The 22,711-nt window shown below is 38.1% G+C and carries 24 protein-coding genes; 18 read left to right on the forward strand and 6 right to left on the reverse strand.

The window, feature by feature from the left end; all coding sequences use genetic code 11:
• From KZP23_RS17235 to KZP23_RS17295, 13 genes are all read left to right on the forward strand, one after another.
• Window positions 1–1,047, forward strand: coding sequence for a TraG family conjugative transposon ATPase (locus tag KZP23_RS17235; RefSeq protein WP_317198007.1), 1,047 nt, complete (start codon window positions 1–3; stop codon window positions 1,045–1,047).
• Window positions 1,044–1,733, forward strand: a complete 690-nt coding sequence (locus tag KZP23_RS17240; RefSeq protein ID WP_226333029.1) for a dynein light chain family protein — start codon at window positions 1,044–1,046, stop codon at window positions 1,731–1,733. Before KZP23_RS17235 ends, KZP23_RS17240 begins: the two co-directional genes overlap by 4 nt.
• On the forward strand, window positions 1,726–2,178 hold the full coding sequence (locus KZP23_RS17245; RefSeq protein WP_226333030.1) for a hypothetical protein: 453 nt from the start codon (window positions 1,726–1,728) through the stop codon (window positions 2,176–2,178). Before KZP23_RS17240 ends, KZP23_RS17245 begins: the two co-directional genes overlap by 8 nt.
• Window positions 2,168–2,830, forward strand: coding sequence for a hypothetical protein (locus KZP23_RS17250; RefSeq protein WP_226333032.1), 663 nt, complete (start codon window positions 2,168–2,170; stop codon window positions 2,828–2,830). The genes KZP23_RS17245 and KZP23_RS17250 overlap by 11 nt, the downstream gene beginning before the upstream one ends.
• Window positions 2,827–3,456 carry a TerB family tellurite resistance protein gene (locus tag KZP23_RS17255; protein WP_226333033.1) on the forward strand — a complete coding sequence of 210 codons (630 nt, stop codon included), beginning with the start codon at window positions 2,827–2,829 and terminating at the stop codon, window positions 3,454–3,456. The genes KZP23_RS17250 and KZP23_RS17255 overlap by 4 nt, the downstream gene beginning before the upstream one ends.
• Window positions 3,453–4,490, forward strand: a complete 1,038-nt coding sequence (gene traJ / locus KZP23_RS17260; protein ID WP_226333034.1) for a conjugative transposon protein TraJ — start codon at window positions 3,453–3,455, stop codon at window positions 4,488–4,490. The genes KZP23_RS17255 and traJ overlap by 4 nt, the downstream gene beginning before the upstream one ends.
• Window position 4,491: 1 nt before the next feature.
• Window positions 4,492–5,109, forward strand: coding sequence for a conjugative transposon protein TraK (gene traK / locus KZP23_RS17265; protein WP_226333035.1), 618 nt, complete (start codon window positions 4,492–4,494; stop codon window positions 5,107–5,109).
• The gene (locus KZP23_RS17270; protein ID WP_226333036.1) at window positions 5,106–5,420 is read left to right on the forward strand and encodes a hypothetical protein; all 315 of its coding nucleotides are present in this window, start codon (window positions 5,106–5,108) and stop codon (window positions 5,418–5,420) included. Before traK ends, KZP23_RS17270 begins: the two co-directional genes overlap by 4 nt.
• Entirely contained in the window at window positions 5,401–6,594 is a 1,194-nt protein-coding gene (gene traM / locus KZP23_RS17275) for a conjugative transposon protein TraM (protein ID WP_226333037.1), read from the forward strand. The genes KZP23_RS17270 and traM overlap by 20 nt, the downstream gene beginning before the upstream one ends.
• 12 nt (window positions 6,595–6,606) lie before the next feature.
• Window positions 6,607–7,461, forward strand: coding sequence for a DUF4138 domain-containing protein (locus KZP23_RS17280; RefSeq protein WP_226333038.1), 855 nt, complete (start codon window positions 6,607–6,609; stop codon window positions 7,459–7,461).
• A 27-nt stretch (window positions 7,462–7,488) separates the two neighbouring features.
• Window positions 7,489–8,268 (forward strand): hypothetical protein, encoded by a 780-nt coding sequence (locus KZP23_RS17285; RefSeq protein ID WP_226333039.1) that lies wholly within the window; start codon window positions 7,489–7,491, stop codon window positions 8,266–8,268.
• A gap of 1,269 nt (window positions 8,269–9,537) precedes the next feature.
• Window positions 9,538–9,840 (forward strand): hypothetical protein, encoded by a 303-nt coding sequence (locus KZP23_RS17290; protein ID WP_226333040.1) that lies wholly within the window; start codon window positions 9,538–9,540, stop codon window positions 9,838–9,840.
• A complete protein-coding gene (locus KZP23_RS17295) occupies window positions 9,806–10,915 on the forward strand; it encodes a BF3164 family lipoprotein (RefSeq protein WP_226333041.1) in 1,110 nt (369 codons plus the stop codon). Before KZP23_RS17290 ends, KZP23_RS17295 begins: the two co-directional genes overlap by 35 nt.
• 881 nt (window positions 10,916–11,796) lie before the next feature.
• Here the strand turns inward: KZP23_RS17295 and KZP23_RS23205 are convergent.
• A complete protein-coding gene (locus KZP23_RS23205) occupies window positions 11,797–12,102 on the reverse strand; it encodes a hypothetical protein (protein WP_449506047.1) in 306 nt (101 codons plus the stop codon).
• Between KZP23_RS23205 and KZP23_RS23210 the strand changes: the two genes are divergently transcribed.
• Window positions 12,094–12,177 carry a hypothetical protein gene (locus tag KZP23_RS23210; RefSeq protein WP_449506053.1) on the forward strand — a complete coding sequence of 28 codons (84 nt, stop codon included), beginning with the start codon at window positions 12,094–12,096 and terminating at the stop codon, window positions 12,175–12,177. The two genes, KZP23_RS23205 and KZP23_RS23210, sit on opposite strands and share 9 nt — an antisense overlap.
• Window positions 12,161–12,259 carry a JAB domain-containing protein gene (locus KZP23_RS23070; protein ID WP_262904703.1) on the forward strand — a complete coding sequence of 33 codons (99 nt, stop codon included), beginning with the start codon at window positions 12,161–12,163 and terminating at the stop codon, window positions 12,257–12,259. Before KZP23_RS23210 ends, KZP23_RS23070 begins: the two co-directional genes overlap by 17 nt.
• A 1,327-nt stretch (window positions 12,260–13,586) precedes the next feature.
• Here KZP23_RS23070 and KZP23_RS17305 read toward each other — a convergent pair.
• From KZP23_RS17305 to KZP23_RS17325, 5 genes are all read right to left on the reverse strand, one after another.
• Window positions 13,587–13,742 (reverse strand): hypothetical protein, encoded by a 156-nt coding sequence (locus tag KZP23_RS17305; RefSeq protein ID WP_226333042.1) that lies wholly within the window; start codon window positions 13,740–13,742, stop codon window positions 13,587–13,589.
• A 61-nt stretch (window positions 13,743–13,803) separates the two neighbouring features.
• Window positions 13,804–14,199: a hypothetical protein gene (locus KZP23_RS17310; RefSeq protein ID WP_226333043.1), complete on the reverse strand. Its 396-nt coding sequence runs from the start codon at window positions 14,197–14,199 to the stop codon at window positions 13,804–13,806.
• Window positions 14,200–14,840: 641 nt separating this feature from the next.
• Window positions 14,841–16,406: an NAD(P)/FAD-dependent oxidoreductase gene (locus KZP23_RS17315; RefSeq protein WP_226333044.1), complete on the reverse strand. Its 1,566-nt coding sequence runs from the start codon at window positions 16,404–16,406 to the stop codon at window positions 14,841–14,843.
• A gap of 536 nt (window positions 16,407–16,942) precedes the next feature.
• Window positions 16,943–17,869, reverse strand: coding sequence for a hypothetical protein (locus tag KZP23_RS17320; protein WP_226333045.1), 927 nt, complete (start codon window positions 17,867–17,869; stop codon window positions 16,943–16,945).
• The gene (locus KZP23_RS17325; RefSeq protein ID WP_226333046.1) at window positions 17,844–18,809 is read right to left on the reverse strand and encodes a glycosyltransferase family 2 protein; all 966 of its coding nucleotides are present in this window, start codon (window positions 18,807–18,809) and stop codon (window positions 17,844–17,846) included. The genes KZP23_RS17320 and KZP23_RS17325 overlap by 26 nt, the downstream gene beginning before the upstream one ends.
• Before the next feature lie 132 nt (window positions 18,810–18,941).
• Here KZP23_RS17325 and KZP23_RS17330 point away from each other — a divergent pair, with 132 nt between their 5' ends.
• The 3 genes from KZP23_RS17330 (at window position 18,942) to KZP23_RS17340 (ending at window position 22,709) form a co-directional block, all read left to right on the forward strand.
• A complete protein-coding gene (locus KZP23_RS17330) occupies window positions 18,942–19,859 on the forward strand; it encodes an IS1595 family transposase (RefSeq protein WP_226333047.1) in 918 nt (305 codons plus the stop codon).
• Between the two features lie 198 nt (window positions 19,860–20,057).
• The gene (locus KZP23_RS17335) at window positions 20,058–21,287 is read left to right on the forward strand and encodes a hypothetical protein (protein WP_226333048.1); all 1,230 of its coding nucleotides are present in this window, start codon (window positions 20,058–20,060) and stop codon (window positions 21,285–21,287) included.
• Between the two features lie 366 nt (window positions 21,288–21,653).
• Window positions 21,654–22,709, forward strand: a complete 1,056-nt coding sequence (locus tag KZP23_RS17340) for an efflux RND transporter periplasmic adaptor subunit (protein ID WP_226333049.1) — start codon at window positions 21,654–21,656, stop codon at window positions 22,707–22,709.
• Window positions 22,710–22,711: the final 2 nt, after the last annotated feature.

Below are 22,711 nucleotides of genomic sequence, written 5' to 3' on the forward strand. Positions count from 1 at the left end.
ATGCGGTATTTGGGAAGAAGCGCAACAGGAGAATTCCTCAGCTTATATACAGCACTTAATCCCATCCGTTTCAATCCCTTTTATCTGGGGGGAAGGCCTTTGGATACAGAAAAGAAGGAAAGCATCAAGACCTTGCTGCTGGCTCTTTGGAAAAAAGATGACGAGACCTTCACGCGCAGTGAATATGTGGCCATTTCCAATGCCCTGGGGGCTTTTTATAAAAGCCTTGGGAAAGGCGATTTCCCTTGTTTTGACAGCTTTTTTGAATTCTGTTCCAATGAGTTCAAGGCTGACCTGGAGAGAAAGGGTGTAAAGGAAAAGGACTTTGATATCGACAATTTCCTTTATGTGCTCAGGCCCTATTACAGGGGCGGGGAATTTGACTACCTGCTCAATGCCCGTGAAAACCTGGACCTGCTGGAGCAGCGTTTTATGGTCTTTGAGCTGGACAATATCAAGGACCATCCCATCCTTTTTCCGGTAGTGACCCTGATTATCATGGAGATCTTTATTTCCAAGATGCGCAAGCTGAAAGGGGTCCGTAAGATGATCCTGATTGAGGAGGCATGGAAGGCTATTGCCAAGGAGGGCATGGCAGAATATATAAAGTACCTGTTCAAAACGGTCAGGAAGTTTTTTGGAGAGGCTGTGGTGGTCACCCAAGAGGTAGAGGACATCATCTCCAGCCCCATCATCAAACAGGCCATTATCAACAACTCAGATTGCAAAATCCTGTTGGACCAGTCCAAATACCGCAACAAGTTTGACGGTATCCGGGACCTTTTGGGCCTTACCGAAAAAGAGACCATGCAGATCATGTCCATCAACAAGGCCAACGAACCGGGAAGAAAATACAAGGAAGTATTTATCGGTTTGGGGCCTGTAAGCAAAGTTTACAGAACTGAAGTGTCACCGGAAGAATACCTCAGCTATACGACCGAGCAGACCGAGAAAATGAAGGTAAACCAAATGGCCAAGGCTTTCGGTGGCAACCTGGAAAAGGGTATTGCTGCCCTGGCCGCGGAAATGAAAGGAGATATTCTATGAAATGGAAAAAAGTACTGAAAATAGGATTGTTGGCCGGACTGCTGTGTTTTGGGGCTCCCCAAATGCCCCGCACGGATGCAGCAGTTCCGGCCTATATATTGGAGATCATCCGGCAGGGGGTGAAAAAGGCCATCGTGGCCATCGACCTGAAGATCCAAAGGCTACAGAACAATACCATCTGGCTTCAGAATGCCCAGAAGGTGTTGGAAAACACCCTTAACAAGCTCAAACTGGAAGAGATTGCCGAATGGGGCGAAAGGCAAAAGGAGTTGTACGGGGATTATTATGAAGGCCTCTGGAAGGTGAAAAGTGTGCTGACCCAGTACCAAAAGGTCAGGGACATTGCCAAAATGCAGGGGCGGTTGGTATCCGAATACCAAAAGGCCTGGCATGTCATTGTCGGAAGTGGCCATTTTTCTTCCGAAGAGCTCAGATGGATGGAAAAGGTCTACCTGGGCATCATGGACCATTCAGTACAGAATCTGGAAGCAGTGACCGGAGTCATCAATGCCTTTAACCTGAAGATGAGCGATGGTGAGCGGCTGGAAATCATAAATCGAGTGGAAAGGAAAGTACGCTTTAACCTCAACGACCTGATGCGCTTCAATGAAAGGAACCTTTTGATCAACAGGCAGCGCGCCTATGCCAAGGGGGAAATCAAAACCTTAAAAGACATCCATGAATAATATAGCAATCAAAGAAGTAAGGGACCTATGGAAAACGGTCCAAAGATGGAAACCGGTATTGGCTGCCAAGGATTATGACGGAGCATTCCTGTGCAACAGTGCCTATCCTGGAAGTTTTGAGGATGCTGTCAAAGCCTTCCTGAAGGCCCATCTGCAGGGTAGGGAGGAAGATCCCAGAAAGGGTCTGTTATTGGCCACCTACCTGGAATGGAAAGGGGAGGCCTTCCCCAGAACACTTGCCTTTATCAAATTGTCCCTTAACGAAAAGGGCAGCTGGCATATCAAAGGAATGGAAATCAGCAGGCTTGACAGGTTCAACAAAACCCTGAAGGAAGTATCCCTGAAGCCCAGGTCTGTTATTGACCTGCCCTCCAAAAAACTCGCCCTTGGACTCATAATGAGCAGGCAACAGGCAAAAAAAACATCCAAAAGGCATGGAATTTAGAAACATCAAGTTCATCGGGACCATGGTCCTTTTCCTATTGGTCCTGGCACCATGCTCCTCACAGACCTTCAGGGAATGGTTCAGCCAAAAGAAGACGGCCAAGGAATACTTGGCCAAACAGGTGGTCGGCCTACAGCTGTACATTGGTTATGCCAAAGAAGGTTATGAGACCCTGAGGTGGGGATGGAATACGGTGCACCAGCTGAGGGAGGGAGAATTCAGGCTGCACGGTGATTCCTTTAGGGGATTGGCCAGGATCAGTCCTGCCGTGTCCAAATATGAAAGGATCCCCCAGTTTATTGACCTTCAGCTAAGACTGGTGAAAAATATCAAAACCTCCCGAAAACTGTTTGCTGCCCATGCCCAAATCAAGCGAAGTGAAAGAATTTATCTGGATAAGGTATTTGATCGCTCACTTTCGGTGGCCTCCGATCTTTTGGAGGAAATGATGAGTGTGGCCATGGAGCCGGGACTGAAATTGAACGAGGCCAATCGTCTGGCCATTATCGATGATGTCTATTTAAGGCTGCAGGAGCTGAACGGTTTTGTAAGGGCATTTAACAGGGAGAATTACCAGTTGCTCCGGCATAGGGCCTGGGAAGGAAGAGATACCAAAACGATCCAATCACTTTATCAACTGCATACGCCATGAAAAAACAATGTTTAAAGTTTATGCTACTGGGCCTTATGGTTATGGTGCCCAATTTGAGCCAAGCTCAGGTGGGCGAATCTGCTCAGCTGCTGCTCAATGTGGAAAAGCTCAGCCAGTTCAAACAGATACTCAATGATATGTACAAGGGATACCAGACCCTGAGTAAGGGCTATAATATGGTCAGGGACGTGGCCTCAGGGAACTTCTCCCTGCACAAGGCCTTTATCGATGGGCTGTCAGCGGTCAGCCCAGTGGTCAAAAGGTACCATAAGGTAGGCCAGATGATCCACTATCAGAAGATCATTATTGAAGAATACCAAAGGGCCAGCAGGCAGTTCATGGCACGGGGAAACTTTAACAGGGAGGAACTGGAATACATGGCCCTGGTCTATTGGAACCTACTGGACATGAGTGCCCGGAACATGGAAGAACTGCTTCTGGTCATCACGGGTGGAAAGCTGCAGATGAGCGATGAGGAAAGGATGGCGGCAATTGACCGGATATTTGATGAGATAAAGGACCGCTATGTATTTGTGCGGGTATTCAACAATGAAGCCGCTGTGCTCAAGCTCCAGCGAAAAAGGGAACAGGGGGAAATCAATACCCTAAAAGATCTCCAGCCATGAAGTATTGGCTATTGATACTTGCCATGTTGGTTTCTTTTTCTGCCTCGGCCCAAGGAGTCAGTGGTGGGGAGGGAGGACTGCATGAGGTACTGGATAGTTTATATGATGAGATGGTGCCCCTGGCGGCTGACCTGATAGGCGTGGCGAGGGGCATCGCAGGATTTGCGGCCCTTTTCTATATTGCCAGCAGGGTATGGGGCCATATCGCAAGGGCTGAATCCATAGACTTTTATCCACTGTTTAGACCTTTTGCCTTGGGCATGGCCATCCTGCTGTTCGCCAATGTATTGGATGTGCTCAATGGGGTCCTCAGTCCCCTTGCCAAGCATACCGGAAGTATGGTTAAGGGTTCAAATGCCGCCATAGAACGCCTTTTGGCAGAAAAACAAAGGGCCATGGAGGCCACCGAGTATTGGGAGATGTATGTAGGGGAAAGTGGCAGCGGTGACCGGGACAGCTGGTATGAATACACCCATCCTGAAGGAACGGAAGAAGGGTTCTGGGATGGTCTGGGCAATGATATACAGTTTGCCATGGAAAAGGCCTCCTTCAATTTCTCCAATTCCATTAAAAAGTGGATGAGCGAGGTCCTTGAAGTGCTTTATCAGGCAGCGGCCCTTTGTATCAATACCATCAGGGTCTTCTATTTGATCATCCTGTCCATATTGGGGCCCATTGTATTTGGCCTGTCAGTATTCGATGGTTTCCAGCATACGCTCACTTCCTGGATCGCCCGCTATATCAACGTGTACATGTGGCTCCCGGTGGCCAATATCTTTGGGGCCATTATAGGAAGGATCCAGGAAAAAATGATCGAATTGGATATAGGACAGATAGAAAATGCGGGAAAGACCTTTTTCTCATCCACCGATACGGCCTACCTGATCTTTTTGGTCATTGCCATCATCGGTTATTTCACGGTTCCTTCCGTGGCCAATTATATCGTCTATGCGGCGGGAAGGGATACGCTATTGCACAAAACCAGCAGCATGGTAACCAAAGGTCCTACCACTGCTGCCAAAGCCATGATCTGATATGTTCAATTACTTTACCAATATCGAAACGGCCTTCCAACATGTGAAGCGCTTTAGCCTGATCCTGTCCATTGGGGCGATCCTGATGGCCCTTGGAAGTGTGTGGCTATCCTACAGGTTCCAACAGCAGGCAGCTGAAAAGGTCTATATCCTTATGGACGGAAAGGTGCTGGAAGCTATGGCCTCAGACCGAAAATCCAACCTAAAAGTGGAAGCGCGGGAGCATGTGCTGCGCTTCCATCACCATTTCTTTTCTCTTTCCCCTGATGAAGCACAAATCAATGGGCAGTTGGCCAAGGCATTCTATCTCAGTGATGGTTCGGCACAGGCAGCCTATCAGGTACTCAAGGAACAGGGCTATTATAACCGCTTGGTCACCGGAAATATCCGGCAGGAGCTGAGCATGGACAGCATCGCCCTGGATATGTCCCAGCGGCCTTACCGCTTCTGGTTTTATGGCAAACAGGAAATTACCCGCCCCACTTCCCAACTGACCAGGAGCCTGATTACAAGGGGAGCCCTGAGGGAAGTGGCCAGGTCCAGCCATAATCCCCATGGCTTTTTGATCGAAAAATGGGAAACACTTGAAAACAGGGATATCAAAATCAAAAAAAGATGAAAGCAATATTAAATATACCTATGGGCCAAAACCCATTAATGGCAACGGTCCATGTCTTGATCAAACTACCAAAGTCCATAGCAGGGACACTGAATGCCTGGGACAAGCAACAAAGTCCCAAAATCAGGATTGCCGTCTGGATCATGCTGCTAGGCATCTGGTCGGCTACTATTCTGTACCAGGCCTATCAAGGCTCGAAGAACGAAACCATGGCCATGACCATGGACAAGGGGCCGGATGAATTTTGGGCCCTTACAGACTCTTTATCAAATAACTCCAAAACAAAAAAACATGAAAACGATCAACACTAAACAACGCATCATTTTATTGGTCCTGCCCCTGTTTGTACTGCCTTTTATACTGGCATTTTCATGGGCAAAGCAGGAATGGTCCACAGATGGACCTCAGCAGGAACTTCGGTTGAATACAGCACTTTCACAGGCCCAATTGGAAGAAAGGAGCCTGAACAAAATGGAGCTTTACCAGCTAAGGGAGAAGGAAACCAAAAGGCAAAGGGAGTTGATCAGGATGGATCCTTATTTAAAGGAAAAGGAAGATGAAAGGAAAGAAAATGAATTGGCCACCAAGACAGGTCTGATGGGACTGGGCTTGGAGGAAAAGGAATCCGATTTAATGGAAAAACTGGAACAGTTACAGGGACAACTGAATACTACCCGGACAGAAGCGGTACCAGTAGCAGCAAAAACTGTTCGTCAGGATTTTACCCAGGAAAAGCCCGAAACTGATCTTTCACAGGATGTCAGAGAACTGGAAGCCTTGATGGACCGCATGCAGCCCAGCGGCCCTGATCCGGAACTGCAACAATTGGAGGGAATGCTTGACAAGATCCTCGATGTGCAGCATCCAGAAAGGGTAGCCGAAAGGTACCGGGAGAAACAACTTGAAAATCCTCGATTTCAGGTGAACCCTATGGCAAAAGCGAAACAGAAAACAAAGGAAATTGCTCCTTCCCAGAACGGTTTTTATGGACTGGAGGAAGGACCTGTCATGGAACAAGAAGTTGATAAGGCCATGGTAGCTGAACTGGCGGAAAGCACGGTCATTCAGGGAAGCGGAAGGGTGAAGATAAAGCTTTTGGAAGCTGTCGAGGTCAATGGATTGGATTTAAAGAGGGGTAGTACTTTGTATGGAATGGCCAAGCAAGAGGGCAATAGGGTAGCCCTGACCATATCAGCCATCCGATCGGGGAAAAGTATTATTCCAGTGGCCTTGGAAGGCCATGATTTTGACGGCATGCCAGGGATCCCCATCAGTGGGAATTTCAGGCAGGAAATCCAGACAGGAGCAGGAGACGCATTGATAAACGGAATGCCAAGCATGAATGCCGGAATGAGCTTCGGAGACCAAATGGCCTCAGCAGGCGTATCGGCAGCAAAGGGCCTTTTCCGAAAGCAACAAAAGTCTGCCAAGATCACCCTAAAGGCAGGCCACCCCATTTTACTGGTCAACCAATCTAGCATATAAAACATAATGATGATGAAAAAGAGAATCAATTTGATTTTAATGTCTTATTGCCTTTTGGCGGTAAATGTAATGGCACAGGAGCCATTGACAGCGGTGAAACCATTATCCCATGAAGCCATGATAAAGGCCTATCCTGTAAATGTGGGATGGGACCATACCACGGCCTTGGTATTTCCCGCACAGGTATTGAGCGTCGACAGGGGCCATGCGCAGGTATTGGCCAAAGTGGACGGGAAAGCACCCAATTTATTATTGCTCAAGGCAGGAAAGCGGGATTTTGTAACCACCAATCTCCATGTAGTGACCGCTGATGCAAGATTGTACCACCTAAGGATCAGCTATAATGAGACCTTGAAAGGAAGTTCCATCAATATGGCCGAGCAGGCAAAAGCTGCCCCAAAGGCATTGCAGCTCAAAGACTATCCTGTGGACAAGGATAAACTGGAGGGATTGGCAGCTTCGGTGTTTGGGGAAGATGGATTTTTAAACAAAACCTGCAGAGAATTTAAAATAAGGGCAAGACTGAAAGGAATCTATCAAAGCCATGGGCTTTTGTTCTTTAAGCTGGAATTTAAGAACAACTCATCATTGGCCTATGCCCCTGAAAAACCGATTATCTCCATAAAGGATAAAAAACAGGCCAAGCATACTTCCTTAAAAGAGGAATTTATGGAGCCTCTGCTCTGGAAATGGGAAAATGGGAATGGCTTGGAAGGCCATGGAGAAAATACCTTGGTGCTGGCATTTCCCCAATTCACGATATCGGACCAAAAGCAGGTCCAGATCCTATTACGAGAGGAAAACGGCGACAGGGACCTATCCCTTATTATCAGGGACAAGGACATTCTAAAAGTCAGGGATTTATAACATGTTCAACCATAAACCATAACTATCATGGACCAGGAAAATTTAGATTATTTAAAAGAGAAACTCAAGTATACAGGATTCGACACGGACCTGAACAGTGCATTGGAAAAAAACATCAAAGCAAATATGGAGGCCTTTAACCTACCGCATAGCATGGAGATTGACGGTAGGAAAATGGACTTTAACCTACATTTCAGAAAATCCAATACCTCAGAAAGGTACTTTCTCAATAAGTACGATGCCAGCTTGCATAATGCCAATCCGGAGATCGCCCCAAAGGACCATACCTTTTACAATAACCAGTCGATAACGGCCAAGGAAGCTTTCAATCTATTGGAAGGAAGGGCAGTGAAAAAGGGAATGTTGAATGCAGAAAAGGAGCCCTACCAAGCATGGGTTCAACTGGACTTTACCGAAAAGGACAAGAACAATAATTTTAAGATTGATTCCTATCATGAAAATTATGGCTATGACAGCAAAGAAGCCCTCGCCAAACTGCCCATCAAGGAACTGCAGGACCCGACCAAGTCAGAGTGGATGATCAAGGCCTTTGAAAAAGGCAATGTCTATCCGGTGACGATGGAGAAAGGCGGGAAAGAAGAGATTATGTACGTGTCTGCCAATCCCAAGTTCAAATCCGTGAATGTGATGGATGCGGAAATGAAAATGGTCAAGACCAAGGATCTGCTCATTTCCAAAGAACAGGGAAAGGAGGTGAAGGAAGGCCAGCAAGCAAAAAAGACCCAGGCCCCGGAAATGAAGAACGTTCCTAAGGAACCCAAGAAGGGAAAAGGGGCGAGGGTTTGAAAATAGCTTGATTTAATACTGTTAGAGGGGCATTTTCAGTTGGTGGAAATGTCCTTTTTTCAAGGTTAAAAATAGAGGGTGAGATTTTATTCATTAATCATGATACAAGTTAGCTATCGGGCTGCTGAAGCGGCCAAGAGCTTACTGCATAAACACGAGGCTCCCCGCAAGTCCCTCATTTATTCCGTTGCCACTTGGCCTTGATTGCCCTCAAGCTGCGATGGGTGCCATAATTAATTTCTAACCATTAAATCGAAATGTTATGGATACCAAGAACAAAGACATCGTTTCAATAATTAAAAAGTCTCAAAACTTTAATCCTTCAGCTAAATTACTAATTAATTTTGGCATACGATTTTCGAATAAGGAAATCAGATTTTGATAGGTATTGATGAAAAACCATAATCTGCATTTACTACCTTCGTTTTTTCCGTTGTAGTTTAATATTTTTCGCCCATATTTACAATTTCCCTTGCAACTTCTTCCCACATCTGACTGGGCCCATATTAAGGGTATAAAAATCGTTCTATCAGAGTTTGTTCAGTTTTCTTTTGCCTAATTGATTTTTTATTAACTTTTAAAATTACATGTTTTATTATTTTGGTTCCTGAAAGACATTTTATCCTTTGCCTCCTTCAATCAGCAAATAAATTGTAGCAGAGAATGCCCCATACTATTATTAAAGAAAGAGATGTATAGCTCTTTGCCAAATCTATTAATTATTAAGTCTTTAAGAGGATTATTTCTTTCAGCGGAAATAACTTGATTTTTACTTAAGAAAATATCACTTTGAAAACTTTTAAAGCCCCTAAAATTTTTAAAGTCTCCAATGAAATTTGAATGGGGTAATTGAAAAACGTCTTCTGGTAATAAATGCTGGAAAACCTTTCTCGAAGTATTATAACTTTTTCTTCAAATGTAAGTATTCAATTAAACTATCCTATTGATAGGATTGCTTATAATAGTAGACTTAAAGAAAATAATAGTAGGAAAGTAAAATGATAAGATCGGTATTAATGATTTTTTATTCATAATTTTATTTTTAAATTAAATCGGTCTACTTAAAATTACTAATTAATTATTAACTTTTCTGTTTGATGCGTTTTGGTATATGAAATTCAGTGATTTAACTAGTTTTTTACTGTGTTTGTAATTAATGTTCTTTGTGAAATTAAATTAGTTAAATATTTGTTGTGATACTTTTTTTTTGTTGGAATACTGATTAAATTAACATTTGTTGAGTAATTAGTTAAATTAATTATAATAATTATGGAAAAGATAAATTTAATTAAGTTGATAAGTGGGATAGTTTTTTTAATTGCACTTATGTTAAATATTCAAACGAGTCTAAATGGTGATTTTTCTTTAATTCCAATAACTTTAGCTCAAAGTACAGGAGGATCAGGAGGATCAGGCCCTAATTATGAAGAGGTCCCATGTAGAGTGATGCAAGGGTGGACGTGTATTGTAGGTGATTGTTATGTAGTTATTAGGTGTAATGATTGTGTTCAAGCTTTAGCAGATCAACCTTATGATTATGGATTTACATGCCAAAAATGCACTTGCCCTTAAATATCTAAGAATAATGTTTAAGAAGGTATTAACCAACTATTTGATCCCCGTTTGGGGCTTGTTTATTATGTTTTCCTGTGAATCTATAGATAATAGAGAAGATGTGACATATAATCTAATGTCATTAAACAATCGAGAAACTATAACAGGACAAAGAATAAGTATAGATATAGATTTATTTCGTCCCACATATATAGTGAGTTTGCAGAATCATTTAGTAGTTTTTGATAATGTTGATAATGATATCTTTAAGGTATTTTCAATATCTGACATGAAATATTTATTTAGTTGGGGTAAAAAAGGAGATGGCCCAAGTGAATTTAGTCTAATAGATCCAAAAACTTTTGTTAAGCATAATAATAATTCGTTCGAAGTCATAGATAACTTAAAAATAAAAAGATTTAGACTAAGCAAAGATAATGTTTTTGAATTAATGTATTCAAAGAAACTTCCATTTGATGATTTTCCTCTTAATCGTATTAGAAAGATAAATCAATCAACTTATTTTGCCAATGGTCCGATGGATAAATTTGGAAAGGAACATGTAATAATTGACATTGAAGAGGGGGAAATAAAATCTAGTTTTGGGAATTATTTTGGGGAAGATATTTCAAGTTACCCTAATCCATCATATAGATATATAAATCTGGGGAAAGAAACTGCTGTATCTGAAAATGGAGAATTTTTTGGTACATTTTACAATTATCTTCCAATATTTAAAATTTATAATAGTGAAGGAAAATTAATTAATACTATTCAGTATGAAAGAAAATCTTATCTAGAAGATGTTAAAAGTAATAACAAAAAACATTTAAAAATGTTCCCTTATCATATACAAAGTAGTGAAAAATATATTTTTATGCTATCTGCTTATCAAACCGGTAAGGATTTTTTCTTTGATGAAAATTTTAACCCAGTCTTATCCATTTGGAATTGGCAAGGAGATTTGATTGATTCTTTTAAATTAGATCAGCCTATTACAGGGTTTACAGTTTCCCATGATAGAAAATCAATCTACGGTGTCAGTATAACTCAGATAAATTCTCTATTTAAATATGATTTACCCAATTTATAATTGGCTAGCCCGAATGAGAGACTGTTATGAAGAATTATTGGTGCCAGTTTTAGTAATGAAATGACTGAAATATTTAAAAAAAACATTCTGCTTTGAGAATCCACATATGAACAATATGTTGAAATACTAAGAATCGATGTGAATGTTAGTTCTTATACAGCTAGATTTAATTTTGCTTTATTTATTGAAAGAAATAATGAACTTATTAAATAAGTAAGAGGATGCCTTTGACAAGTTGGATATAAAGATAGAAGATCTATAGAAAGTTTTTCCTTGATGAGGAATTTGATTGATTTTAGGTGGATTAATTAATATATAGAATTACTTTCATCTGATTAAATTTATCAAAGGTTATAATAGTGGGGTTTCTGGTTGCTTATGGTGATTTATCCTTTTCCCTCCCCCGCTCTGCTAGGTTTCAAACATTTCCAATTTTATTTTTCCAGATTTCGTTCCGGTTCTGTGAGGCAGTTCATTGCCACCCATCATCGGATATCGATTTAACAATTGATGGTGAAGGTTTTGATCTTAGTGACCTGCTTGATCTTGAAAACAAATTGGATGATTTTTTTATAGCTTATAAGATCGCTTTGTCAATATTGAAACAGATTAATATTCAGGAACTTTTAAATCATATCAAGCAGGTGGGGGACCTTTTTAAATAAGAGTTAGTACATGGCTGTAATGGGGTAAAGCATAAACTATATTTATGAATTTATTATGTTACAAGATAGCTTTTGTGCTTCTGAAGCGGCCAAAAGCTTACGGCATAAACATAGGGCTTCTCGCAGGGTCCTCATTTATTACGTTCCCACTTGGCCTTGATTGCCCTCAAGCTGTGATGGGTACCATAATTAATTTCTAACCATTAAATCGAAATGTTATGGATACCAAGAATAAAGCCATCGTTTCCAGCCAAGTTGCCTAAGGTATCGTCCCAATTCAAAGATTTCTGTAAAGCCGTATATCGACTCTTCCTTGAAAGCCAATAGGATTTTAAGGGCAAATTGGGATGATTTGAAAACAGCTTTTTTTGAAGAATTTAAGGTCATCCTCCTGGACAGGGCCAACCGTGTACTTGGAATAATCAATGGCTCATCTGGAGGAACAGCGGGAACCGTAGTTGACTTAAAAGTAATATTTGGAGCTGCCATGAAATCGTTAGCATCGCCATTATAATTGCCCATAACCAGCCCTCAGGAACCATGAAGTCCAGTGAACAGGATAAACTGCTGACTAAAAAAAATGGTAAAGGCGGGTAAATTATTGGAACTTCCGATACTAGATAACATTATCCTAACTCCAGAGGGGTACTATTCCTTTGCTGATGAAGGAGGGCTATAAAGCCCTTTTTTTATTTCTGATAATTTAAGTTGATAATAGGTCTAATTTGAAGGGAATTGTTAATTCATTAATGCGTTCATTTTATATGCCAGTAGACTTAAACTGGTGAATATTTGTAAAGTATGTAAATTTAATTATGCTTCTATCTTAATTTCATCTCTTAAATTGTCCATTTTTTGCTGGCATCAAACAATTATTGGACCTACTGTGAAGCCCATATATGGCAAGCGATACGTTCCTGACGATTTAAATCTCCAGGTATTCTGGTTGTCCTGTAATTCCACTCTCAGGCCCTTATAGAGACAGGAATGGCGTTTGTAGCATTTATCCTCTCCCCGATAGGTATGTGAGGACTTTAGAAAAGTGGCTTTCTATAATAAGGAATGCTGTAAATACTTTTTGGAAGGGGCAGTAGGGACTCCTTTTAGATATCCAACAACTTGCCCCTCCTGCTACCCCGATCAGGGCTGGACAGATAACCATTGTGTTCTTTCACGTTAAAAAAAACGTCGAACAAAGGAAAATTATCATTTGGAAGAACAAGGAATTAGTTCCTGCCTCCAAACTTTTATCTTTAGATGATATAGGCAGGTGGGATCTAAGGCAAGGTCATAGTGAAACTCCTTGTCCGAGATGGTTTGGTTGAGACCAGGAGAATATTTGGAGGCTCGGTCCACTGCTGACATGGGCTTGTCCAAGACATTTATAAAAAGGACACAGTTCATCTAGCCAAAGGAATATACCAGGTACCTGATAAAATTCTCCCGTTCTTAGCTGATAATAGCCTGGACGTAAGTATATTGGATACTGGGAAAAATGCCCGGAAACACTTCCACCTCTATCAGTTCCCCTGCGAGAGTCAATGAAATTTAGTTAGTACCTGCAAAAGTTCATAAACAATTTCTCCCTACCAATAGGATAGTTTTCCACTGACATTTTTCTTTTTCTGAAACAGCCGATAATGCCAAATAACCATCGAATGTTAACAATAGCCAAGAAACATTCTTTATAGACAACATACCCAAAGTTTTTTTTGGAAACTTTCTTGGGCAAATTGTGATATGGGATGGTCCTATTGGAGTACTCCCTACTGTTGTGCTGATCGTAGCGATTTTCGTTATTTGCGGGTTGTTCTTAGAAAAACTAAAGCATCCATTCTACATCGTTGCCGTGATTCACATTTCCTTTATCTGGTTGTTTTTGAATTTTTGTCGGTAAGATTTTCACTTTGACCAGGGAGGTTATTCGGCCTTTGTAATGCTAAGGGGATTAGCAGTGAATGTAGCCATTTTTATCGTCAATCCCTGAACCACCACCAAACCGGAAGCTATAACCACAAGGTACTGAAATCATCGGCAGGCAAGGCTGTTCTCATCCTTCTCACCATTCTTTTCACTTGTTTTGGCCTAGTCCTATTTATCATGGATAGGCAGAATGAGATTTTTTGGTTTTCATTGGCCATTGGCAGATTAGTTTTTAGCATGGTTGGGCATTTTGCCAATGCCAGTGTTTTGGTGGATGGGAGATATTTAATCTCCCAAGCTTTATTCAAGGAAATATATATAATTTCTACCAGCCTTTTCAGCAATAATCTTATTGTTTTTAAGTAAAAAAGACAATCGTACAGAAACATTGTTGATAAGTTTTTTTTCGTCCTGATCAGGTTCCAAATTTAAGATTTCCTTTACTATTTCATTTTTATCAGCACGATTCAATTTGCTTAAAACAAATGCGATTTTTAAATCAGTTTTGTCATTTTTATTATATTTTTTGGGAATCTCGATTTTTTTTAAATTTGATTCCATTTCTTTTTTTGAATTGAAATTTCCTTTAAAAGCCTGAATGGCTAACTCAATCTTATTTAATTCTGATAATAGATATTTCTTTTTAGAATTAAGATGAATTAGTATCTGTTGATCTGTAATGTTTTGTTCTTTCATAATAGGGTGAATTATAATAATCAAGTTAAACATATATAAGAATTTAGAGGATTGGGTGATAACATCTTATATACAGAAAACATTAGATTGTAATTCAATATTAGTCGTTTTTATCAACAATTTAAAGCGATTGGTAAATTAAAATTCGCTTAATTATGTTTTAAATTGTTCGGAAAAAAAATAATATATCCTTTTCCAAATCAATCCGAGATAACTAAATCCTTTTAGGGGGTAATTAACAATCGAAATGGACTATGGTTAAAATCTTGACATAAAATAAGAAACAACCACAAATTTTATGTCAGATAGAATTTTTTCTATTTGATAGCTTTATTATATTAACCTATGGAAGTAAACAGAAAATAATCCTTAATCAATTCCCCCATTCGCCTACACAATTATTTCAATAGAAATATTTCAAAAATAAATTTCACAACAATACAAAAAAATATTTATGTTTGGAGTAGGTGTAAATGATCCGTTGCCCACGGCCCGGATGAGGCCTTCCAAAGTGCTTTCCAACCTCTTGACCAGGGCGGGGGAGTATGGCCCGGAGCTATGCTTTTACTTTTTACATTTAACAAATTAGCAGTAATGAGTAATATGTATTCTGTAATTGTAATGCTTTATTAAAAACAGGCTTATTTCTTTTCTAGATAATCGTTAGTTTCATTGACCTCCCAGATTTTGCTTTTAGTTCCTAAATTATATTTAATATCATCTACTGAAGCGATTGCAGTTAACATAGAATGATCTTGATTATTATATCTGTGCATTCCATTTCTACCAATGGGAAATAGGTTTTCAAAAGAATCTAGGAATTCTTGAATTTTGTGAATTTCATTATAGGTGCCTAAATAGGCTGGATATGCTTTTGGCATTCTAATTACAGTTCCGTCCAAGAAACTATCTTTATTAATTATTCCAATCTTTGATAACTCCTCTAACCCAAATGAAATAATAGATTTATTGTTCATTTCCCATAATTGGTCCCCTTTATTACAAAAATACTCTAAACCGAGCCAAACTGTGTTTTTATCTTTAACCATGTATGGACTCCAGTTATTAAAAATTTGCAATCTGCCTATTTTAACTCCAGGTTCTTGAATATAAATCCAATTGTCTTTTATTTCGCTTCCATCTTTGTTTTTTATTTTAAGATTACTAACTAAGATACCTATAGTTAAAAAGTCTCTATACTTTAATCCATCTGCTAAATTTCTAATTAATTTTGGTGTATGATTACCGAATAGGGAAATAAGTTTTTTAATAGGCATTGATGAAAAAACATAGTCTGCATTTATTACTTTCTTATTTCCAGTTTTAGAATAATATACTTCGGTTATATTTTTATTTTGCAATGTAAGTCCATCGACATTAGCTTGAAAAATTATTTCTCCGCCCATATTTACAATTTCCTTTGCAACTTCTTCCCACATCTGACCGGGCCCGTATTTAGGGTATAAAAATCGTTCTATTAGACTTTGTTCAGTTTTCTTTTGGTTAATTGAATTCTTATCAACTTTTAAAATTGCGTGTTTTATTATTTTTGTTACTGAAAGACCCTTTATCCTTTGGGCTCCCCAATCAGCACTTAATTTGTGGCATGGAACGCCCCATACTTTTTCTGTATATGACTTAAAGAATGTAATGTATAGTTCTTTTCCAAATCTATTAATAATGAAGTCTTCAAGAGAATTAATTTCCTTCAGCGGAAAAAATTTGATTTTCAAATATGAAAATATCACTTTGAAAACTTTTATAGTTCCTAAATTTTTTAAAGTCTCTATTGAAAGTTGAATGGGGTAACTGAAAAACTTTTTCTGATAATAAATACGTGAAAGTCTTTCTCGAAGTAACATTACTTTTTCTTCAAAATCAGGATTTGGTCCATTACTATTAACTGTTATTGATCTGTGTTTATTTTGGTATGATATGTTTACGATTTCATCAAATTTTATTGATTTTTCGCCCTCAATTGGTAAAATTTCTGTCCACCATTTCATTATATCATCAGACTTTGAAAAAAACCTATGCCCACCGATATCAATTCGATTCCCTTTATAATTTACTGTTTTAGATATCCCTCCAACATAGTTAGTTTTCTCTAATACGATTGGTTTGATTTTTGTTTTTCTTAGTAGTTCTAAAGCTGCAGTTAGTCCTGCTGGTCCCGCCCCTATAATTATGGCTTTTTGGTTACTCATTATAGATTATTTTAGGATTTTATAAAGAATAAAAGTAGAGTTTTCATAAATTTTATTAAACTTCGAATTTGTATTTAGCCTTTGATATCTGACGATTTGAAAATGATGGTTCCAGTTTTTAAAAATCATAACATAATCCCCAGTATTAATTAAATCTTCTATACTATCATTCCTAAAGACTGACATTCTTCCAGTATAAAAATTGAGTAATCTAGGAAGAGCAAATATTACTATTTCATTTCGTTTGACGTTCTTTTGAATAAAAGAAAATGCTTCTCTATTCTCATTTGTATCAGGCCCATTAATAATTCTATTTGATGAATAATTTTCGATAGATTTGGTTAATAGAAAATAAAAATTAAAAGCGATTAACATTCCGAAAAAATAAAATGATAAATCTTTTTTAACCAAGTACTTACTCGTGATTTTTGAACCAACGAAGAGAAAATAACAAAAAAATGGAATTAATGAATACATATATCTTGTCCAAAAGTAAGGCCATATTAATAATACAATTAACACTCCAATCCAATAGACTAAAAAAACAAGTCCTTTTTAAATCTATTTATTACCCCAATTACAAAGATGGATAAAATAATTATAAGACTTACTATGTTTATGTTTCTGTTAATAAAAATTCCCAATAAATTTATAATCATTTCTAGATTTGAAATGGATTTAGAAATTTTGAAATTTGTTAAGAATCCAAAATGAGAAGTAAAACCTGTTGGAAGATATTCTTTTCCGATTAGGTAAAAAGTGAAAAAAACAAAATATGGAATTAAGTAAAAATGTAGTTTTACTTTCGAATTAAGTTTCCTTTTGTTTTTAATGTCCAATAATTGTGAAATTAAAAGGACCAGTAATAGAACTCCACCTTCTGTTCTGATCGAAAATGTAAAAACAAGTAGTATTCCAATTACAATTTGAATAATTATCGATTGCTGTGCTCTCTTTATACCTTTATCAATAGCTAGTAACGATAATGTTGAAAATAGCATAAATGGGATTTCTGTAAGTATGTGATTGGTATAGAAAATAAAGGTGTGGTTCAGGCCTATTAATCCAATTACAATTAAACCTGATAAATTCCCGATCCTTGTTTTAATCAATAAAAAGAATGTGCCTAAGAAGGAAATAAAATATAATGCCTGGACAATTTTATATTGATTTATATTCATATTAAAAAAATAATAGCAGGGACTTAATAGGATAGGATAACCCCAAGGATATGCTTGAGGAGAAAATGTTTGAATTGAAGATCTAGTTGTTGCTAAAACAGTATCAGATACTACTCTTTCAACACTTCCGTTAAGAAGGGCTTTTGCCTGGTTTAAATATAGAGAAAAATCATCCCCCCAAGAATGGCCTATATAATGATTAAGAAGACAAAATATAAAAACTGTTATTAGCAGAAAGTATAGAGATAAATCGTATTTATTTAATAAATAATTCTTTTTCATATTTTATGTTTGTTTCTTCTATGATATAATTTGGTCTATCCTGGCTCAGTAGAAAGGTTTTCCCAATATACTCTCCAATTATTCCAAACATAGTCAATTGTACTCCAGATAGAAAAAGAACGCTTACAATGACGGAAGTCCAGCCTGGAACTGCGTTGTTAGAAAATAAATGAATTCCAATAGCATAAATTCCATAGAGAAATGCAATAAGAGATACAAAAAGCCCCAAATTAAATGAGAGTCTTAAAGGAGTTATTCCAAAATAAGTGATACCACTTATTGCAAGGTTTATCATTTTTAAGACTGAATACGAGGATTTTCCCTTTGAACGAGGAGGGGCATTGAATTTGATATATTTTGTTTTATATCCTAGCCATGACACAGTGCCTCTTATAAACAAAGAGGTTTTGGCCATTTCCACAACATTTTTAACTACAGATTTATCTAATAACCTGAAATCAGATGTGCCTTTTTCTATCCTTTCACCTGTTAAATAATTGAAAGCTTTATAAAAAAATGAAGAACTGATACGCTTAAATAATGATATTTTTTGAGTAGATTCTCGAATTGTATTTACAATTTTATATCCTTCCATCCAGATTTTCACCATTTTAGGAATTAATTCAGGTGGATGCTGAAGGTCGCAATCTAAACTGATAATGCAATCACCCTTAGCCCAATTTAATCCTGCTAAAAGTGCATTTTGGTGGCCAAAATTTCTGCTGAATGATAAATACCTAACATTTGTATCTATACAGGCTATATTTTTAAGTTCAAATAAAGTAGTATCTGTACTTCCGTCATCAATAAATATAATTTCATAGTTTTCATAAATACTAAGGGTTTTTTTAATCCTGTTATAAAAGTCTTTAACATTTAACGCTTCATTATAACAAGGAATTACGACCGAAATATTAAAAATAATCTCTTTTTTGTTCATTAAAATATTAAATTTGAATAAAAATATTATATGTGTATCCGTAAGAGTGCACGTAATAAAATATGACAATACGTGTCATTAAATTTCAAGGTATCAGGATAGTTGTTTTCTTGCATAAAAACAAGAAAAGCTATGAACCTTATAGAATTTACGGGCCATTTCCCAGATGAGGAAAGTTGTGAACAATACATCAAGAAATACCGTGAGAAAAGCGGTATACGGTGCAAAAACTGTGAGAAGATAACCCGACACTATTGGTTTGCCAACGGCAGGTTTTTCGAATGCAGCAGTTGTCGGAGACGTTCTTCTCTTAAATCAGGGACGGTAATGGAAAACAGCAAGCTTCCGCTCCGTATCTGGCTATTGGCCATGCTGTTTATGTCGGCGACCAAGAAAGGGTTTTCCTGCCTTGAGCTCCAGCGGCAACTGGGGCTTAGCCGATATGAGACCACTTTCCGTCTGATGCACAGGATACGGTCAGCCATGGGACAACGAGATGAGCTTTATATCCTCAGTGACATGATTGAATATGACGAGTGTTATATGGAAACCGTACAGGAGAACCAGATCTTGGGTCAGCTTAAACGTGGAAAAGGCAGCCAGAAACAGACCGCAGTAGCGGTGGCGGCCGAATCGGTACCCTTGGAAGACCTGGATTCCGGGCAGAAAACAAAGCGCTGTGGCTATTTCAAAATGAGGGTCATGGACAAAGTGGACTGCGAGAGTGTCAATGCCTTTATCCGGGCCAATACCGTAGGGGATGTGGTACTGTTTACAGACAAGAACACGGCCTACTCGAAAATAGAGGAAGTGGTGGCCACCCATTTGGCCGTTCCATCGGGAAAGGGGTCCGTAAACGACACCTTAAAATGGGTACACAAAGCAATCAGTAATCTTAAAAGAACGCTGTTGGGGGTATATCACATGATAACTTATAAATATTTACAGAACTATTTAAATGAGTTTGTTTACAGATTGAACCGAAGATATTTTGGCAAAGGACTCTTTGAAAGGCTCGTTATTGCGGGCACTTACCCATACGTGCAGTAAAACGGATACATATAAAATATTATTATTGGGGGATATAAACAACTTTGAGATAATATTTCATTTTAATATTTTAAATCATTTTTTTCACTTAATTTAATGGACTGTCTTATAAAGCATGTCCTGGTTGATAAATATAGATATTTACTCCTATTAAATTTGTGTTAATAGGAGGCTAGTACATTAATTGAAAGTTAAATTATGAATCGCCTGTACCTAAAGAATAATTTTGAAATATTATTAATTATAGTTGGGACGGTCCTATACATTCCACTGTGGAACAATGGATTCTCAGTATCAGCTGGAGATGACGACTGGATGCTCTATAATAATCCATATGTGTATTCATTGGATCTTGATACAATTTCCACCTATTTTACTAGATTTTATAGTGGGCAATATTCCCCCTTGAACACATTGTTATATGGAATTATTTACTACTATATAGGGATGGATGCCTTTGCTTACCATTTAATGAGTTTGGTATTACATATTTTAAATAGTGTTTTAGTTTTTAAAATAGTTGAAGAATTAACTTCTAGGGATGGAACAAGGTTATATTTGAGACGGGAATCTTTTGTTCCGTTTTTGACTGCATTACTTTTTCTAATTCATCCTATTCAAGTTGAGTCTGTTGTGTGGATTTCAGCCTCTAAGATAGTTCTTTATAGTTTTTTTTTATTTTGTGGTCTTTTATCATATATCCGATATGTTAGAAAATTGAAAACTTCTTTATTAATCTGGTCATTGCTTTTCTTTGTTTTAGGTTTTGGTGCTAAAGAGCAAATTGTAGTTTTTCCTTTTTTGTTAATTCTTTTAGATTATTTTTTTGACCGATCCTTTAGAACAAAGAAAATGGTTTTAGAAAAGCTTCCATTTCTAATATTAGCAGGTGTTTTTTGTTTAGTGTCTCTATTTGCACAGCAGGAGGGGTTTTCAAATAAGCTTGAAAATGAATATTATCCTTTTTTTGAAAGAACTATTCTAGCAACCTATGCATTTTCGGAATATTTGTTTAAAATTTTTTTACCAATAAAACTTTCATACTGGTATAGCTTTCCTATGGAACCGGGTAGTCCTTTACCCTTAAAATATTATTTTTATCCCTTGTTTATTGTTTCCTTTTTTTACTTCATTTTCACCTTAGTAAAAAAAGACAAACAAATCAATTTATATATATTATTTGGGCTAATGTTTTTTATAATTAATATTTTTTTAACATTACATATTGTTCCTATGGCAAGAGGAGTATTTATGGCAGATAGATATGTTTATGTGGGCTCGATTGGGTTATTTTTTATCTTTTCTCAATTAATCGAAAAATATGTTTTGGACAATTTGAGTCGACAAAAATTTATAGCTTTAATTATATATTTGTTTGGATTGTTTATTTATACTTTCTGGTATATAGATTATTGGAATTATATTTAATTAGTTATAAGTTTAGTGTTAATAAAATCAAAAGATATTTTAAGTAAGTGGAGCGTCCTTGGTAAGTATTAAATGTTATAAAAATAGTATAAAGAATAATTGTCAATAATTTATAATTATATATGGAGAATAGAGATTTAGATCCATAGATACTTGATGTTAAAGGAATTAAGATAGAAATATAGTTACCTTAATGGCTTCTTAATTTATTCTGTGCTTAAGCTTTTACCTCCCATCCTGTCTGATCGCCAGGCAGGCTCAAATCTAATATCTCCCCCATATTTCTTTTCTTTTACTTAATAATTTAGTTAATTAAGGATCGGAAAATTTTATATTAAATACATGAAGTTAAAACCATATTTTTTAATGCCATTTTTAGCCCTTCCGCTCTGCTTTTCCTGCGACAGCAAAGGGGAGAAACCAGAGGAGATTTCCCTGGAATCCATACGCAATGAAGTGACTGCCACCAAGGTCACCGTGGCCAAGGCGGAAAAGCGTTCCTTTGATTACCTGATCAATGCTTCTGGCAAGGTGGAGGCCGCCCAGCAGGTAAAAGTCTTTATCGAAAGAAGGGGCTATCTCAAAGCATTTAGTATAAAAGAAGGACAGTACATAAAGGCAGGGACCCTATTGGCCCAAATGGATAATACGGACAACCTCTTCCGCAAGGAAAAGGCCTTGGTGCAGTTGAAAAATGCCCAGGCCAACTATAACAGTGAAATGCTGGGCTTTTCCACCATCATGGAAGGAGATGATCAAGAAAAGATTGCGGAACTGCAGGAGCAGCTCAAGGCCAGTAGTGGGCTATTATCAGCTGAAATCGAACTGAAGGAAGCAGAACTGGAACTGGAAAAATCCAGCATCAAAGCCCCCATATCAGGAAAGATCGCCGACCTTCAGCTTAAGCCCGGCAGCCTGGTCAATGCAGGGGACGAGCTTTGTGAGATCCTTAGTACAGAGGAACTGAACCTAAGGGTCAAGGTGCTGGAATCGGATATTCCCTTTATTTCCCTTGCTCAGGAGGCGGAGATATATCCTGTTGCTGCAGGAACGGGCAGCCTATCAGGTAAGGTCAGCAGCATCAATCCAAAGGTGGATGAAAACGGCCTGGTGGAAGTGAATATCAAGCTTAAAAATGGAGAGAAATTACTTCCTGGGATGAATGCCCGGGCAGTGATCCGCGCCCCGCAAAATGATAATGTGGTCGTGCCCAAGCAGGCATTGGTCTACCGCTCAGGACGCCCGGTGGTCTTTACCCTCAATGGCGAGGAATCCAAATGGAACTATGTGGAGGTAGGTAAGGACAATGGCCGGGAGATAGAGGTACTCGATGGGATCAAGGATGGGGAAACGGTCATCACCAGCAATAACCTTCAGCTGGCCCACCAAGCACCCGTACAGATCGTCAAAGAAAACGAATAGCC

The organism is Echinicola marina (assembly GCF_020463795.1).
Taxonomy (GTDB): domain Bacteria; phylum Bacteroidota; class Bacteroidia; order Cytophagales; family Cyclobacteriaceae; genus Echinicola; species Echinicola marina.